Source organism: Ruegeria sp. BB9, from assembly GCF_056539345.1.
Genome location: NZ_JBQFUU010000005.1, coordinates 262,908 through 279,201 on the forward strand (window position 1 = coordinate 262,908; position 16,294 = coordinate 279,201).

Here is a 16,294-nt window from a genome sequence, read left to right on the forward strand (position 1 = left end):
TTTCTCTCATGGGTTCTAAAGCGCAATTTTCAGCACATGTCAATTCGCTGCGTTGCGGCATGTACGGCGTGCTGCCGATTGTGACAGCGGCGGTTTGATGGCACTGTGCGGGCATGACGCAGACCGTTGAGTTACCGATTTGGCTGTTTGTTCTGATCGTGGTGTTTGCCGCGGTCACTTTTGCTTCGCATTTCCTGTTCCCGTCGGTGCGCTGGTTCTTTCGCCGCCGGCTTGAACGGGCTGTTGAACGCTTGAACCAGCGCCTGCAACGGCCGATCCAGCCGTTCAAACTGGCCGAGCGTCATGACATGATCCAACGCCTGATCTATGACCCGCAGGTTGGTCAGGCTGTTCAGCACCACGCCGAAGAACATGGAATCCCCGAAGCGGTCGCGTTCGAGCAGGCCCGGCGCTACGCCCGGGAAATCGTCCCGTCGTTTTCGGCCTTCATGTATTTCAGCTTTGCCATTCGGTTGGCTCGATGGTTGAGCAACGCGTTCTACAATGTCCGCCTCAGCCACGAGGACGAGGCCGCATTGAAGGAGATCGATCCCAAAGCAACCGTGGTCTTTGTGATGAATCACCGGAGCAACATGGATTATGTTCTGGTGACCTATTTGGCCGCGCAACAGTCGGCGCTGTCCTATGCGGTGGGCGAGTGGGCACGGGTCTGGCCGCTCAGCCGGTTGATCCGCGCGATGGGGGCCTATTTCATCCGGCGCAAGTCCGGCAGCGAACTCTACCGGCAGGTTCTGGCCAGCTATGTGCGCCTGGCCACCAATGCCGGTGTGACTCAGGCGATGTTCCCCGAGGGCGGTCTGAGCCTCACCGGGTCTTTGGGACGACCCAAACTGGGACTGCTGAAATACATCATCGACGGCACCAGTCCCGATGGTCGCGACGTCGTGTTCGTACCGGTTGCGCTGAACTATGACCGGGTGCTGGAGGATACGATTCTGACCGCCGCCGCCTTGGGCAGCGAACGGCGGTTCCGCGCGCGGATCGGCGTGATTACAAGGTGGAGCCTGAAACAGATATGGCGCCGTATCATCGGGCGTTACAAACGGTTCGGTCTTGCCTCGGTTCGGTACGGCCTGCCCATTTCGCTGCAGGAGTTCCGCGAACAAGCTGGCCCCGACCTGATGACGGACCTGGCTCGAGAGCTGATGCGCCGGATTGGCCAGGCGATTCCTTTGGTTCCAGCGCCCGTTGCATGCTGGCTCGTTCGCGAAAACGGCACCATCTCCGAGTCTGACGTTCAGTCACGGATCGCCAAACTGATGCGGCGGGAAGGCGCGACGGACGAAGACCTGAAGGCCATTTCGCCAGCGATCGAACAACTGGTCGAACGGCGAATACTGAGCAGAAACAACGGTATGCTGTCGCCATCGGTCGAGCGGCTAGATCTTATGAAGTACTATGCCGCCTCAGCACCCATCGGCGAAGACCCAGATGGTTCTGCGGCTGCAAAAGAAATTTCTGCGGTTGCTGGGTCATAAAATTTCAATAATGATCCGAGATGGGTTGCAAAATTACTCGTGGGCCAATATTTCAGCCTATGAAGCGCGCGATTCTGCGTCGCGGCGAACATGTTTGACAGAGGAGGCCACAATGGCTTTGGACACCGACGGCGGCATCGCGTCCTACGAGGCACCGGAAAAAGACCTCTACGAGATGGGTGAAATCCCTCCGATGGGATATGTGCCCAAACAGATGTATGCATGGGCCATCCGCAAAGAGCGCCACGGTGAGCCCGACACTGCGATGCAGTTGGAAGTGGTCGATGTGCCCAAGCTGGACAGCCACGAAGTGCTGGTTCTGGTGATGGCGGCAGGCGTCAATTACAACGGCGTCTGGGCCTCGCTCGGCAAGCCGATCAGCCCCTTCGATGGTCACCAGGCCCCGTATCACATTGCCGGATCGGATGCTTCGGGCATCGTCTGGGCGGTGGGCGACAAGGTGAAACGCTGGAAGGTCGGCGACGAGGTCGTAATCCACTGCAACCAGGACGATGGCGACGATGAAGAGTGCAACGGCGGCGATCCGATGTATTCGCCCAGCCAGCGCATCTGGGGCTATGAAACGCCCGATGGGTCGTTTGCGCAATTCACCAACGTGCAGGCACAGCAGCTGATGCCGCGCCCCAAGCACCTGACCTGGGAGGAAAGCGCCTGCTACACGCTGACGCTGGCCACCGCCTATCGGATGCTGTTCGGGCATGAACCGCATGACCTGAAACCGGGCCAGAATGTTCTGGTTTGGGGCGCGTCGGGGGGGCTGGGCTCTTATGCGATCCAGCTGATCAATACGGCTGGCGCCAACGCGATCGGCGTGATCTCGGACGAAAGCAAGCGCGACTTCGTCATGGGGCTGGGCGCCAAGGGCGTCATCAACCGCAAGGACTTCAACTGCTGGGGCCAGTTGCCCACGGTAAACACGCCTGAATATGCCGAGTGGTTCAAAGAGGCCCGCAAGTTCGGCAAGGCGATCTGGGACATCACGGGCAAGGGCGTGAACGTCGACATGGTGTTCGAACACCCCGGCGAGAGCACCTTCCCGGTCTCGACCTTTGTCGTCAAAAAAGGCGGCATGGTCGTGATCTGCGCCGGGACCACCGGCTACAACCTGACCTTTGACGTTCGGTACATGTGGATGCACCAGAAGCGTCTGCAGGGTTCGCATTTCGCGCACCTCAAGCAGGCGTCCGCTGCAAACCGGCTGATGCTTGAGCGGCGTCTCGATCCATGCATGTCCGAAGTGTTCACTTGGAAAGAACTGCCCGAGGCGCACATGAAAATGATGCGGAACGAGCACAAGCCCGGCAACATGTCTGTCTTGGTTCAGGCCCCGCGTACGGGCATGCGGACCTTGGAAGAGGTTCTGGACGCCCGCGGTTGATCACCGCGCTTTGAAAGCAAGCGCCCGCGAATCGTTCAGACGGTTCGCGGGCGTTTTGCGTTCAGAAGATGGGATATTGTTTTTCAATGCCATGCAAATTCGGGACCCGCTGTTTTTGGGGAGTAGAAAGCAGTGAATAGGCAAGAAAACAGCGTACATGTTATGGTTGTGTTAACCCTTCGTTAACTGTTTCGGAGAGACCATGATGGCGCGAAATGAGTGGATACTGGACGTATTGTCGGACCTCAACGCCTTCGCCGTTGCGAATGGGTTGACCGCGCTGGCCGAGCAGCTTGACGACACCAGGCTGATCGCCGCGGCCGAAATTGCGTCCCTGAACGATGAGGCAAAAGCGCCGTCGAATGGGAACACAGTTCGATTTGAGCCAGGTCCTGGAGGATTTGGAAAACACCAGCACGCTTGACGAGCTGGGTGCGGTTGCTGTCCGCATCAGGGACAAACTGAAGGTCGATCACATCGTCTATCACTGGGTCGATGGCGCCGGCGATCAATATGGCTACACCACCTATCCGGATGCCTGGGCCGACCGATACCGTGAACGCAACTATCACCGAATAGATCCCGTAATCCTGGGCTGCTTCCAGCGGTTTCATCCGGTCAATTGGAAATCTCTGAACTGGTCCGGCAAGGTCGCAAAAGCCTTTCTGCAGGATGCTTTGGATCATGGTGTCGGCAATCAGGGCTATTCGATCCCAATTCGTGGGCCGAATGGCCAGTTCGCGCTTTTTACGGTCAATCACAGTTGCAGCGACGAGGCTTGGGGTGCCTTCATCGTGACCTACAGCCGCGAGTTGATACTGCTCGCCCACTACTTCAACCGCAAAGCATTGGATTTCGAGCAGGACCGAAGACCTGAATCCGCGCGCGGCCTCTCTCCGCGCGAGATCGACGCGATGACGCTGCTGGCCTTGGGCTACAGCCGGGCGCAGGTCGCGCACTCCCTGTCTATTTCCGAGCACACATTGCGTGTCTATATAGAAAGCGCCCGGTCCAAGCTGGGTGCTCTGAATACAACCCATGCCATCGCCACTGCCCTCAGCAGAGGATTAATAGTGGTTTAAGGCCCGCGCGAGGGCCACACGGGAAATTAACCACGACTTTGTACCCCCTTCGTTCCAGCACTGGACGACAAGGGGAAAAGTCATGCTGCGTTATGTTTACGCTGACGAGCTTCAAAAATATCCAAAATTGGCCGAGGGGATGTTTCGCGACCGCGCCGATCAATTCAAAACCCGCCTTGGATGGGATGTTCATGTCAATTCCAAAGGAGAGGAACGGGATCAGTATGATGATCTGAACCCGCTATATGTCATCTGGGAAGAGCCGGACGGCAGTCACGGCGGATCGATGCGGGTATTGCCCACGACTGGCCCTGTCATGATAAACGAGGTGTTCGGGCATCTGACGGGCGGCAGCCCAATCCGCGGCCCGCTGATCTGGGAAGTGACACGGTTCTGCCTGTCCCGCACCGCTCATCCACACACGGCCGGGGCAATCATGCTGAGCGGGGGGGAGATCATGGAAGGCTTCGGTCTTACCCACATCGCCGGGGTCTTTGATGCAAGGATGATCCGTATCTATCGGCTGATCGGTTCCTCGCCGGTGGTCTTGGCCTCTGAGGGGGCGGGCCGTGACCAGATCTCGGTCGGTCTTTGGCCCTATTCCGCTGACGATTGCAACCGCGTGGCCGAGCGGGCGGGCATTCCGCGTGAGCTGTCGCGATTGTGGTTCAAGACGGCGTTCGGGTCCGCCGCGCGGCATCGGTTCGCACTGACTGCCTGACGTTGTATTCCGCATCTGGCGCAGGTTGGCGCGGCCCTGTAGGGTCGCGCCATGTCTCTGCCCAAGGTTACTTTTTCCGAAGATCAGGCCGCCGCGTTCGACAGCATTGCCCAGATGCTGAAAACCGCAGGCGTGGACCTGGAAGACGATGCGCTGCTCAAGCTGCCCGGCCAAGGCGAATCGGGCGTGATGGCGGTGATCGGCAAGGCCGGGTCGGGCAAGACCCTGCTGTTGGCCGAACTCTACAAGGCGCTGGCCGAGACCGGAGTTCGGATCGTCTCGGGCGACTATGAAAGCCGCAAATCGAAAGACAAGCGCAGCCTTGCCATTTTGGCCCCGACCAACAAGGCCGCCAGCGTGTTGCGATTGCGCGGTGTTCCGGCCACCACCATTCACCGCATTCTGTACACGCCGGTCTATGATCCGGAATACGAACGGATCGCCGAGTGGCTGGCGGGCAATGACGACCGCCCCGAGATCGAAGGCCTGACCGACGAGGCGTTGGACCGCGCGGCCGCGTTCTATGCCAACAACAAGTCCATCCCGGGTGCCCTGGCCGCCGCCGGCCTGCGCGGGTCGGATTTCATAACCGGATGGAAACGTCGCGACGAGCCGCTGGATATCGGGTTCGTCGATGAAGCCTCGATGCTGGACGACCGCCAGTTCGAGGATCTCAAAGAAATTTTTCCTACCTTGTTGCTGTTCGGCGATCCGGCACAGTTGGCACCGGTGAATCAGTCCGGGTCGATGGTGTTCGATGCTTTGCCCGAACCGCGCAAGCTGATCCTGCACCGGGTGCACCGGCAAGAGGCCGACAACCCCATTCTGGACCTGGCCCATGCGCTGGCCGATCCTGCCATGGGGTTCGAGGATTTTGAACGTCTTGTCGAGCAGACCGCCCGCACGGATGACCGTGTGGTCTGGGGCCAGCGGGTCGAGGTCGACCTGATGGCCCGCAGCCCGGTTCTGGTCTGGCGGAACGCGACGCGTATCCGGCTGATCCAGGCCTTCCGTCAGGTGCATGGCGCCCCCGAGACCGAGCTGTTGGAAGGCGAACCGTTGATCTGCGACGGGATCGAGCTGCCGCTGAAGCACCGCAAGAAACGGCTCGACCTCGAGGCGCGCGGGCTGATCAAGGGCGCGCAGGTGATCTATCTAGGGCCGGGGCGCAAGCCTGGGTTCTCGCGGCTGCATGTCATGGGGGCCGAAGACCCGCAGGTCAGCGCCGCGTCGATCGTGCAGATCGAAAAACCGGACGAGGAAGAGCCCTTCATCCCCTTTGCCGCGCGCATGGGGGCCACGTTTCTGCATGGGGCCGCCGTGACGATTCACAAGGCGCAAGGCTCGCAATGGGACACGGTGCAGGTCTTTGCACCTGACCTTTATGCCGCCGCCCGCATGGGCCGGACCGAGGCCGGGCAACCCCTGTGGAAACGGCTGGCCTATGTGGCCATCACCCGCGCGCAAGAGCGGCTGATCTGGGTGGTGCGCAACCGGCTGTCCAAACCAAGCCACCCGTTGCGGGTTCACGACCTGCGCGCGGTTTCGGCCGCAAAACTTACGCTGGAGGCGGAGGAGACGTGAACACGATCATCGTAACCGGGGCGAGTTCGGGCATTGGGCGGGCGACGGCCGAGCTGTTTCTGGACCAGGGTTGGACGGTCGGCCTGCTGGCGCGCAGTGCGGACAAGCTGAGCCAGATGGCCGCAACGCGCGAAAACGCCATTCCCCTGGTGGCCGACGTAACCGACCCCCAAGCGGTGTCGGCGGCGTTCGATGAATTTCAGGCGCAGGCTGGACGGTTGGATGTTCTGTTCAACAACGCGGGGATCCTTGCCCCCGCGGGAATGATCGACGAGATCACGCTGGACGACTGGTATCAGAGCGTCAACGTGAACCTGAACGGGATGTTTCTGGGTGCCCGCGCGGCCTTCGGCGCGATGCGCAGGCAGGTGCCCCAGGGGGGGCGCATCATCAACAACGGCTCGATCGCGGCGCATGTACCGCGCCCGAATTTGGTTCACTACACCGCCACCAAACACGCGATAACCGGGCTGACACGAAGCCTGTCGCTTGACGGCCGCGCTCATGGTATCGCCTGTGGGCAGATTGACATCGGAAATGCCAGAACCCAGATGGTGCAGACCCTGGTCGATAGGGCGGTTGCTGAAGGGCGAGAGCCTGATCCGACGATGGCGCTCGAAGATGCCGCGCGCTCGGTCCTGCACATGGCCAGCCTGCCGCCCGAAGCCAACGTCCAGTTCATGACCGTGATGGCAACGACGATGCCGTATATAGGGCGCGGGTAGCGGTCAGTTTTCGCGCAGCAGTCGGAAAGCCGTCGAAGCGCCCCAGCCTGCGGCGATGGCAATGACAAGGGACATCAACCCGTACCAGACCGGCTGTTGGCGCGACATGTTGTAGAGAAACCGTTCGAGCCCGACTTTCCGAACGTCGATAACCGTCTCGAACTGCGAAATGACTTCGCCATTCCGCATCAGGAAGATGCGGGTCAGGTAGTCGCCTTCGGTCAGGTCGGCCGGCATCTCGATGGAGGTGCGGAATAGCGTTTGCTCATCCACGGCAACCGTGTTCTCACGGATCGAATACAGGCCCTCATCCTCGCGGATCCTGACGACAGCCCGGGCGAAATTCTGCGCCTCCCGGATATGCATGGCCGCCCCGACGGACCGGATCGCGCGCCGGATCGAGATGCGATAGCGCAGGTCTTCGGTGTCGGTGATGATGTCTGTGAACGGCGCGCTTGTGGCGACTGCGTAGAAGCTGGGTGCGGAATCGACCAGAACGCTGTCGGTATTCACCCAGATGCCGAATTTCTTTTCCTTGCGCCGCACCATGACCGGCTCGGACGGGCCCGCGACTGCCACGATCACCTCAAGCGGAGGGCCGGGCGGGATCGGCGCTTCGCGCTTGACGGCGCCAAAGATCAGAATCTCGGATCCATCGAAATCGGCGGTGATGGCTACGCGATCCTGGCTGAGGCCAAGAACGACCTGCTCATCCGCAGCGTGGACGGGGATGGTCAGGAACACAAAGGCGATGAACCAGCGCAACACGTCAATGCCCCCCATCGGTGCCAAGCGAATAGAGCTCGGCCGGTTGCAACAAAAGATCCAGGGCCAGCTTGCCGCAAACCGCCAAAACAAGAGCGGCCAGCAGAACGCGCAGCTGCTCGGCCGGGATGCGTGCCCCCAGCACGGTCCCGATCTGAGCCCCGATCACCCCGCCAACCAACAGTAGGACAGCCAGCACGATATCGACCGTAAAGTTGGTCGTGGCGTGCAGCATGGTGGTGAAGCCAGTGACGAAAATAATCTGGAAAAGGGATGTCCCCACAACCACTTTGGTCGGCATTCCCAGCAGGTAGATCATGGCGGGCACCATGATGAACCCGCCGCCCACGCCCATGATCGCCGACAACACGCCGACGAACAGGCCGACAAGCACCGGCGGGATGACTGAGATATACAGCCCCGAGGTCCGGAACCGCATCTTGAACGGCAGGGCGTGGATCCACCCCCTCTGGCGCCGTTTGACAGGGACTGCACCGGCTTTTCGGGACCTGCGCAGTGCATTGAGGCTTTCAAAGAACATCAGCCCGCCAATGACGCCCAGAAAGACGACATAGCAGAGCTTGACCAGCAGATCGACCTGACCCAGGCTTTTGAGATAGTTGAAGAAGACAACGCCCACGGCGGCGCCGATCAGACCACCCACAAGAAGGACCGTGCCCATCTTCAGATCGACCGTCTTTCTTCGGAAATGCGCCAGCACGCCCGAGAATGACGAGGCAACGATCTGGTTCGCCTCGGTTGCCACGGCAACAGCGGGTGGGATGCCGATAAAGAACAGCAGCGGGGTCATCAAAAAGCCGCCACCGACACCGAACATGCCGGACAGAATTCCCACCATGCCGCCGAGGCCCAGCAGCAGAAAGGCGTTCACGGAGACTTCGGCGATAGGCAGATAGATATGCATGTGGTCTAGCCGATCCGTGCTGCGGTGGACTGGTTACAACGATCAAAGGTGGGTGCGCTGCGTTGGGCGAGGGAATGCACTGGCGAGTACACGGCGGTTTCGAGGGAAAAACTGGTCACGGTCAAACCCCCGCCAATTCAGATAGCGAATAGAATTCTGTCGGAGTCACGATCAGTTCCAGCCCAACTTTTCCGGCCACGATCATGACCAGTACCGCCAGCAAAACCCGCAGCTGCTCAGCCTTCAGCCGGGCGCCGACCATGCTGCCGAACTGGGCCCCAACGACACCCCCGATCAACAGGAACAAGGCCAGCACGATATCCACGCTGAAGTTGGTCGAAGCGTGGATCATCGTCGTGAACCCGGCCACGAAAATGATCTGAAACAGCGAGGTTCCGATCACCACCTTTGTTGGCATACCCAGAATATAAATCATTGCCGGAACCATGATGAACCCGCCGCCAACGCCCATGATGGCCGACAGGATTCCGACGCCAAAGCCGACCAGGATGGGTGGAATGACCGAGATGTACAGGTTTGACTCGCGGAACCGCATTTTGAACGGCAGCGCATGAACCCAGGTGCGTTGGCGACGTGCGGTCGGTGGGGTGCCGCCCGCTGCCCGTGACCGGCGGATTGCACGCAGGCTCTCAACGAACATCAAGGTGCCGATGAGGCCAAGAAACACGACGTAACACAGCTGGACCGCCAGATCGACCTGCCCCAAATGCTTGAGATAGTTGAAGACGAGCATCCCCAGCGTCGCGCCCAGCAGGCCGCCACCCAGCAGAACCGATCCCATCTTCAGGTCTACGGTCCTGCGCTTGAGATGGGCCATCAGCCCCGAAAATGAGGATGCCACGACCTGGTTGGCCGATGTCGCCACGGCGACTGCGGGCGGAATGCCAATCAGAAACAGCAGTGGCGTGATCAGAAAACCGCCTCCCACTCCGAACATGCCGGACAGAACGCCCACGGAAACACCAATCGCCAGCAGCATAAACGGGCTAACGGATACTTCGGCTATGGGAAGGTAGACGTGCATACCCCCTTAGAGCGCTTGCGGCATGCAAAATCAACTCTGCATGCCGCTTTGCAGCAAACAGGACTGAAAACCAGTCCTGAACTGGCCTTATCAGCGCTCTTTCACATAGGGCTCGCCACCGGCCCTTGGCGGGACCGCTTTGCCGACGAAACCCGCCAGGATCACCACGGTCAGAATATAGGGCAGCGCGTCCATGACCTGAACGGGGATTATGATGCCGCCCAGGTCGATATTCTGGAACCGCAAAGCAACCGCCTGCAGCAGCCCGAACAGCAAACACGCCCACATGGCGTGCCACGGCCGCCACTTGGCAAAGATCAGTGCGGCCAGTGCGATAAAGCCCCGGCCAGCCGTCATGTCTTTGACGAACCCTGCCTGCAACGCAGTAGCCAAATAGGCCCCGGCGATGCCACATAGCACGCCACAGATGGCGACGGCTGCGTAGCGAAGCCCCACCACCGAGACGCCGGCGGTGTCCACTGCCGCCGGGTTTTCACCCACGGCGCGCAGGCGCAGGCCAAAGCGGGTGCGGAACAGCACCCACCAGGTTGCGGGCACCATCAGGAACGCCACGTAAACAAGAATCGAGTGGCCTGAGAGCAGCTCGGCATAGATGGGGCCGATGATCGGCACACCGCTCAGTGCCTCGGCGAAGGGGAAGTTGATTGGCTCGAACCGGCCGCCTCCGAACAGCGACGGCGTGCGGCCGCCTTGCTGGAACCAGTCCTGCGCTACCAGCACGGTCATGCCGGCAGCCAGGAAGTTGATGGCGACACCGGAAATCAGCTGGTTGCCCCGGAACGTGATCGAGGCAAGCCCGTGCAGGCCAGACAGCGCCAAGGACGATGCGATGCCGGCCAGCAGGCCCAGCCATACCGACCCGGTGACCGCGGCAACGGCGGCCGAAAAGAATGCCGCCATCAGCATCTTGCCTTCCAGTCCGATGTCGAAAATGCCAGCGCGTTCCGAATACAAGCCGGCCAGGCAGGCCAGCAGCAGCGGTGTGGCCAGGCGAATGGTCGAGTCCAGAACCTGGACGATCGTCAGGAACAACTCCATCAGTTCGCCTCCTTCCGCAGGGCCAGGAACAGCTTTTCAAGCGGCATACGGACCATGTTGTCCAGCGCCCCGGTGAACAGGATCACCAATGCCTGGATCACCACAATCAGTTCGCGCGGGATCGAGGTCCACAGCGCCAGTTCAGCGCCCCCCTGATAGAGGAAGCCAAACAGGATGGCCGCGAGGAATACGCCGAACGGGTGCGAGCGGCCCATCAGGGCCACCGCGATGCCGATGAAGCCCGCGCCCTCGGTCGAGTTCAGAACCAGCCGCTCGGCCTCACCCATGACGTTGTTGATTGCCATCAGGCCCGCCAGAGCGCCCGAAATCAGCATCGCCACGATGGTGATGCGCACCGGCGAGATACCGGCATAGACCGCACCGGTTTCCGAATGCCCATAAGCCCGAATTTCATAGCCCAGGCGAGTGCGCCAGATCAGCGCCCAGACTACGATGCAGGCGATGACCGCGATGATCAGCGAGATGTTGGCCGGAGCCGCCTTGGAGAAGTTGATCGCGATCGGGGCCAGCATCTCGTGCAGGGTGGGCAGATGTACCGCCTCGGCAAAGCGGGCGGTCGCCGGGTCCTGCGAGCCGGCCGGTCGCATCACGTTGACCAGCATGTAGTTCAGCAGCGCCGCAGCGATGAAGTTGAACATGATCGTGGTGATCACGATATGGCTGCCGCGCTTGGCCTGTAGATAGGCCGGTATCGCAGCCCAAGCCGCGCCGAACAGCATGCCGGCGGCCATCGCAGCCAGCAGAGCGATGCTCCAATGCGGCCACGGCACATAGAGGCACACCATGGCTACGCCCAGTCCGCCCAACATGGCCTGACCCTCGCCACCTATGTTGAACAAACGCGCGTGAAAGGCCACTGCAACCGCAAGACCGGTGAACATGAAGTTGGTGGCATAATACAGGGTATAACCCCAGCCATAGGTCGACCCCAGCGCGCCGGTGACCATCAGGTTCACCGCCTCGACCGGGTTTTCGCCAATGGCCAGAATGACCAGTGTCGACAGGATTGCGGCCAGGATCAGACTGATGAGCGGGATCAGAATGACGTCGGCCCATTTGGGCATCTTATCCATGTTACGCGGCCTCCCCCGCAACACCGGCCATCAACAGGCCCAGTTCTTTTTCATCCGTTTCATGGGGCAGACGCTCGCCCATGATATGTCCGTCGAACATCACTGCAATCCGGTCGGACAGAGAGAAGATCTCTTCCAACTCGACCGAGACCAGCAGGATCGCCTTGCCCTGATCGCGCAGGGCGACGATCTGCTTGTGAATGAACTCGATCGCGCCGATGTCCACGCCGCGGGTCGGCTGGCCCACCAACAGCAAATCGGGGTTCCGCTCGATTTCGCGTGCAACCACGATCTTCTGCTGGTTTCCACCCGAAAAGTTCTTGGCCGACAGCCAGCCATTAGGCGGACGCACGTCGAATTTCTCGATCTTGCGTTCTGTGTCGGCGCGCAGTGCGGCGTTGTTCATGAAAATCCCGCGCTGATAGGCGGGGTCGCGGTGATAGCCGAAGGCCACGTTTTCCCAGGCGTGGAAGTCCATGATCAGACCTTCGCGTTGCCGGTCTTCGGGCACATGGGCGATGCCTTGGGCGCGCCGGGCCTGACCGTCGGCCTCGGGTCCGCTGAGCGCCAGAGGCGTACCATTCAGTTTGATCACGCCTGATCCCGGGCGCATCCCGCCCAACACTTCGAGCAGCTCGGACTGCCCGTTGCCGGCGACGCCTGCGATGCCCACGATCTCGCCCGCGCGGACGGTCAGGTCGATACCTTTGACGCGCTCGACGCCCGCCGAATCCGTCACCCGCAGGTTCTCGATTTCCAATATGGGCTTGCCGGGTTTGGCCGGCACCTTGTCGACGCGCAACAGAACCTTGCGCCCGACCATCAGCTCGGCCAACTCCTCGGGGTTGGTCTCGGCGGTCTTGACCGTGGCAGTCATCTGGCCGCGGCGCATCACCGACACGGTGTCGGTGGCTTCCATGATCTCGCGCAGCTTGTGGGTGATCAGGATGATGGTCTTCCCTTCGGCGCGCAGCCGGTCGAGGATGCGGAACAGCTGGTCGGCCTCGGCCGGGGTCAGCACCCCGGTGGGTTCGTCCAAAATCAGTATCTCCGCCTTGCGATACAGCGCCTTGAGGATTTCGACCCGCTGCTGCATTCCCACGCCGATCTCGTCGATGCGCTTGTCGGGGTCCACGAACAGCTCGTATTCTTCCTCGAGCTCTTTCAGCTCTTTCCGAGCCTTGGCCAGCGAGGGGGCCAGCAGCCCGCCATCTTCCGCGCCCAGAACGATGTTTTCCAGAACGGTGAAATTCTCGACCAACTTGAAATGCTGAAAGACCATGCCGATGCCCGCGGCGATCGCGGCCTGGCTGTCGGGGATGTCGGTCTTTTTACCGTTGATCCAGATTTCACCTTTGTCGGCCTTGTAGAAGCCGTACAGAATGCTCATCAGCGTGGACTTGCCCGCACCGTTTTCACCGATGATCCCGTGGATCGTGCCAGGGGCGACGCTGATCGAGATGTCCTTGTTCGCTTGGACTGGCCCAAAGGCTTTGGAAATCCCTTTGAGCTCGATGGCGGGGACTGTCATGTCTTGTCCTCGATTGCCGTAGAAGCTGCGCTGATTTCGCAATCATTCGGTCGTGGCGAAACAGCGGCATGAGTGGATGCGGGACGGGAGGTTTCCCCCGCCCCGCGCGATATCAGAACTGCAGTGCCGGGCAGCTGTCGTTCTCGTAGTAGCTGACGACGGTGACATTGCCGTCGATGATGTCGCGGCGCGCCTTTTCGACGGCGGCTTTCATCTCGTCGCTTACCAGCGAGGCGTTGTTTTCATCCATGGCAACGCCGACACCGTCCTGTGCCAGACCCATGGTGAACTTGCCGGTCTCGACATCTTCGCCTGCTTTCATGGCGTCATAAACGGCCACATCCACGCGCTTGAGCATCGAGGTCAGGACCTTGCCCGGGTGCAGGTGGTTCTGGTTGCTGTCCACGCCGATCGACAGGATGCCTTCGTCGGCCGCGGTCTGCAGAACACCGACGCCGGTACCGCCTGCGGCGGCGTAGATCACGTCAGCGCCTTGGCTGATCTGAGCTTTGGTCAGCTCAGAGCCCTTCACCGGGTCGTTCCATGCGGCCGGGGTGGTGCCGGTCATGTTGGCGACGACGTTGATGTCAGGGTTTACGGCCTTTGCGCCCTGGGCGTAGCCGCAACCAAAGTGCCGGATCAGCGGAATGTCCATGCCGCCGATGAAGCCGACGGTACCCGACTTGGATGCCATCGCGGCCATCATGCCGACCAGGTACGAGCCTTCATGCTCGGCGAACGAGACCTGGCGGATGTTCGGCGCGTCCAGCCAGCTGACGTCGACGGCGACGAACTTGGTGTCGGGATAGTCAGGTGCGACGGCGGCCAGCGGATCAGCCATGGCAAAGCCCATGGTGATGATCGGGTTTGCACCGGCTTCAGCGAAACGACGCAGGGCTTGTTCGCGCTGCGCTTCCGACTGCAGCTCGATTTCGCGATAAGACTTGCCGGTCTGGTCGGCCCAGCGCTTGGCGCCGTTATGGGCTGCTTCGTTGAACGATTTGTCGAACTTGCCGCCCAGATCGAAGATGATCGCTGGTTCGGCCAGCGCCGCTCCTGCGGTCAGTGCAAACGCGGCGGCCGCGCCCATCAAGGATTTCATCAGGGTCATCATATACTCCCGTTGTTTTTTATGGCTTCGGGGCAGGGGCTTTTGCCCAGCCCCGCTCAGAGCGAGCAGAACTGCTGTGATAGCGGCAATTAAGGCCGTCTGAAACAGCCATGGTCAACCGCTTTTTGACCATTTGGTCTCAGAAATGCCCGGCTTTCGTCAGGGTAGCGCGCGCTCCATCAAGATTGCATCTACTTTGTCAGCCTTGCCGCGTCGGTAATATCCCGGCCGAAGACCGCAGCGCGCATAGCCGCAACTTTGGTAGAGTGCAATGGCGGCCGCGTTGTCCGATGCCACCTCAAGAAACGCCCGGCGCGCACCCAGATCGCGAGCCCTGTCGTGCCATGCCTGCATGCAGACGCGGCCCAGACCCTGCCGCTGGTGATCGGGGTGCGTCGCGATGGTCAGCAGCTCGGCCTCGTCGCCGATGACCTGGATCAGGGCAAATGCTGTTTTGTTTCCAACGACATGGGTGAATCGGTTGGCAAGCAGCTCAGCGAATTCATCGGCGGTCCAGGGGCGGGACTGGGTGAAAGCTGCGCCGTGGGTCTCGGCCATTTCCTGTGGGGTCATGGGTCCAGAAAAGGCGGCGGCGTATCGCGCGACGGGGCGGCGTCTGCTGCACGAACGTACAGGGGGGCAGGGGGATCTGACACAAGGTCAACACGTCCAGAAGCAATCCGGGCGATGGCCCGGACGACTGCATTCGCATCGTCGCACAAAAACAGGGCGCCAAGTGATTCTGCCTCTTCCTGCGTCATCAGTTGCGGCGTCCCGTCGGGCGCTTGCACATAAACTTGGTCGCGGGGGGCTGGAATGGCTGGGATCTGCCCTTCGGGTGCCAAGGCCGCCAAGGCTTCAAGGCCCGAAACGCCGATTGCCGGCTTGTTCAATCCAAGCGCCAGCCCTCGGGCGGCAGAGACCGAGATGCGAATTCCTGTGAAATTGCCCGGACCCGTCCCGACACCGATCGCGTCGATATCCGCCCAAGAAACCCCGCCTTCTGCCAGGATGTCCTGAAGCAGAGGCATCAGGCGTTCTGCCTGGCCTCGGGTCATGGTTTCGGCGCGGCTCAAGACGATGTCTGGCCCGCGCAGCAAAGCGGCCGCGCAATGCGCGGCCGATGTGTCAAATGCCAGAATTGTCTGATCAGACTGCAACAGGGCGAACCTCGGTCACCTCGGGGATGTAATGACGCAGCAGGTTCTCGATCCCCATCTTCAGGGTCAGCGTTGAGGACGGGCACCCAGCGCAGGCGCCTTGCATATGCAGGTAGACGACGCCGCGGTCAAAGCCGTGGAAGGTGATGTCACCGCCGTCCTGCGCCACGGCGGGGCGCACGCGGCTGTCCAGCAATTCCTTGATCTGGTTTACGATTTCCGAGTCCTCACCCGAATGTTCAGCATGGCCGGACGCGGTTTCCACCCCGGCTCCCATCACCGGCTGGCCGGATTGGTAGTGCTCCATCACGGCGCCCAGGATGGCGGGTTTGATGTGGTCCCACTGCACGCCGTCGTCTTTGGTGACGGTCACGAAGTCATTGCCGAAGAAAACTCCGGTCACACCGCTGACCGCAAAGATGCGCTGCGCCAGCGGCGAGTTCTGCGCGGCTTCGGCAGTCGGGAAATCCGCTGTACCGGCCTCGAGCACGGTCTGACCGGGCAGGAATTTCAGCGTGGCCGGGTTGGGCGTGGATTCGGTCTGGATGAACATGGCGCGCTCCGTATCAGTTGGCTCTGATATGCGCGTCAGTG

Annotated in this window: 16 protein-coding genes; 6 read left to right on the forward strand and 10 right to left on the reverse strand. The window is 60.9% G+C overall.

The annotated features are described in order from the left end of the window. The first annotated feature begins 113 nt into the window (after positions 1 to 113). The 6 genes from ACR0FC_RS17075 (at position 114) to ACR0FC_RS17100 (ending at position 7,010) form a co-directional block, all read left to right on the forward strand. On the forward strand, positions 114 to 1,499 hold the full coding sequence (locus ACR0FC_RS17075; protein WP_170342174.1) for a 1-acyl-sn-glycerol-3-phosphate acyltransferase: 1,386 nt from the start codon (positions 114 to 116) through the stop codon (positions 1,497 to 1,499). Positions 1,500 to 1,611: 112 nt separating this feature from the next. Beyond that, positions 1,612 to 2,898, forward strand: a complete 1,287-nt coding sequence (gene ccrA / locus ACR0FC_RS17080; protein ID WP_093963466.1) for a crotonyl-CoA carboxylase/reductase — start codon at positions 1,612 to 1,614, stop codon at positions 2,896 to 2,898. Positions 2,899 to 3,260: 362 nt separating this feature from the next. After that, a complete protein-coding gene (locus ACR0FC_RS17085) occupies positions 3,261 to 3,980 on the forward strand; it encodes a helix-turn-helix transcriptional regulator (protein WP_170342173.1) in 720 nt (239 codons plus the stop codon). A gap of 82 nt (positions 3,981 to 4,062) precedes the next feature. Continuing rightward, positions 4,063 to 4,701: an acyl-homoserine-lactone synthase gene (locus ACR0FC_RS17090; RefSeq protein WP_170342171.1), complete on the forward strand. Its 639-nt coding sequence runs from the start codon at positions 4,063 to 4,065 to the stop codon at positions 4,699 to 4,701. 51 nt (positions 4,702 to 4,752) lie between these two features. After that, the gene (locus tag ACR0FC_RS17095; protein ID WP_170342169.1) at positions 4,753 to 6,285 is read left to right on the forward strand and encodes an ATP-dependent DNA helicase; all 1,533 of its coding nucleotides are present in this window, start codon (positions 4,753 to 4,755) and stop codon (positions 6,283 to 6,285) included. Continuing rightward, complete coding sequence (locus ACR0FC_RS17100; protein ID WP_170342167.1) at positions 6,282 to 7,010, forward strand: SDR family oxidoreductase; 729 nt, start codon at positions 6,282 to 6,284, stop codon at positions 7,008 to 7,010. The genes ACR0FC_RS17095 and ACR0FC_RS17100 overlap by 4 nt, the downstream gene beginning before the upstream one ends. 3 nt (positions 7,011 to 7,013) lie before the next feature. Here ACR0FC_RS17100 and ACR0FC_RS17105 read toward each other — a convergent pair whose 3' ends face one another. From ACR0FC_RS17105 to ACR0FC_RS17150, 10 genes are all read right to left on the reverse strand, one after another. Beyond that, entirely contained in the window at positions 7,014 to 7,793 is a 780-nt protein-coding gene (locus ACR0FC_RS17105; RefSeq protein WP_170342165.1) for a TIGR02186 family protein, read from the reverse strand. After that, positions 7,780 to 8,700, reverse strand: coding sequence for a sulfite exporter TauE/SafE family protein (locus ACR0FC_RS17110; protein WP_093963459.1), 921 nt, complete (start codon positions 8,698 to 8,700; stop codon positions 7,780 to 7,782). The genes ACR0FC_RS17105 and ACR0FC_RS17110 overlap by 14 nt, the downstream gene beginning before the upstream one ends. 121 nt (positions 8,701 to 8,821) lie before the next feature. Continuing rightward, positions 8,822 to 9,745 carry a sulfite exporter TauE/SafE family protein gene (locus tag ACR0FC_RS17115; RefSeq protein WP_170342163.1) on the reverse strand — a complete coding sequence of 308 codons (924 nt, stop codon included), beginning with the start codon at positions 9,743 to 9,745 and terminating at the stop codon, positions 8,822 to 8,824. Between the two features lie 90 nt (positions 9,746 to 9,835). Then, positions 9,836 to 10,804, reverse strand: coding sequence for an ABC transporter permease (locus ACR0FC_RS17120; protein ID WP_093963457.1), 969 nt, complete (start codon positions 10,802 to 10,804; stop codon positions 9,836 to 9,838). Continuing rightward, complete coding sequence (locus ACR0FC_RS17125) at positions 10,804 to 11,898, reverse strand: ABC transporter permease (protein WP_170342161.1); 1,095 nt, start codon at positions 11,896 to 11,898, stop codon at positions 10,804 to 10,806. The genes ACR0FC_RS17120 and ACR0FC_RS17125 overlap by 1 nt, the downstream gene beginning before the upstream one ends. Position 11,899: 1 nt before the next feature. Then, positions 11,900 to 13,429, reverse strand: a complete 1,530-nt coding sequence (locus ACR0FC_RS17130; protein WP_093963455.1) for an ABC transporter ATP-binding protein — start codon at positions 13,427 to 13,429, stop codon at positions 11,900 to 11,902. A gap of 112 nt (positions 13,430 to 13,541) precedes the next feature. Beyond that, on the reverse strand, positions 13,542 to 14,540 hold the full coding sequence (locus ACR0FC_RS17135) for a BMP family lipoprotein (protein WP_093963454.1): 999 nt from the start codon (positions 14,538 to 14,540) through the stop codon (positions 13,542 to 13,544). A 159-nt stretch (positions 14,541 to 14,699) separates the two neighbouring features. Further along, complete coding sequence (gene rimI / locus ACR0FC_RS17140; protein WP_170342159.1) at positions 14,700 to 15,113, reverse strand: ribosomal protein S18-alanine N-acetyltransferase; 414 nt, start codon at positions 15,111 to 15,113, stop codon at positions 14,700 to 14,702. Beyond that, positions 15,110 to 15,700 (reverse strand): tRNA (adenosine(37)-N6)-threonylcarbamoyltransferase complex dimerization subunit type 1 TsaB, encoded by a 591-nt coding sequence (gene tsaB / locus ACR0FC_RS17145; RefSeq protein WP_170342157.1) that lies wholly within the window; start codon positions 15,698 to 15,700, stop codon positions 15,110 to 15,112. The genes rimI and tsaB overlap by 4 nt, the downstream gene beginning before the upstream one ends. Next, positions 15,690 to 16,253 carry a NifU family protein gene (locus ACR0FC_RS17150; RefSeq protein WP_093963451.1) on the reverse strand — a complete coding sequence of 188 codons (564 nt, stop codon included), beginning with the start codon at positions 16,251 to 16,253 and terminating at the stop codon, positions 15,690 to 15,692. The genes tsaB and ACR0FC_RS17150 overlap by 11 nt, the downstream gene beginning before the upstream one ends. Positions 16,254 to 16,294 lie beyond the last annotated feature (41 nt).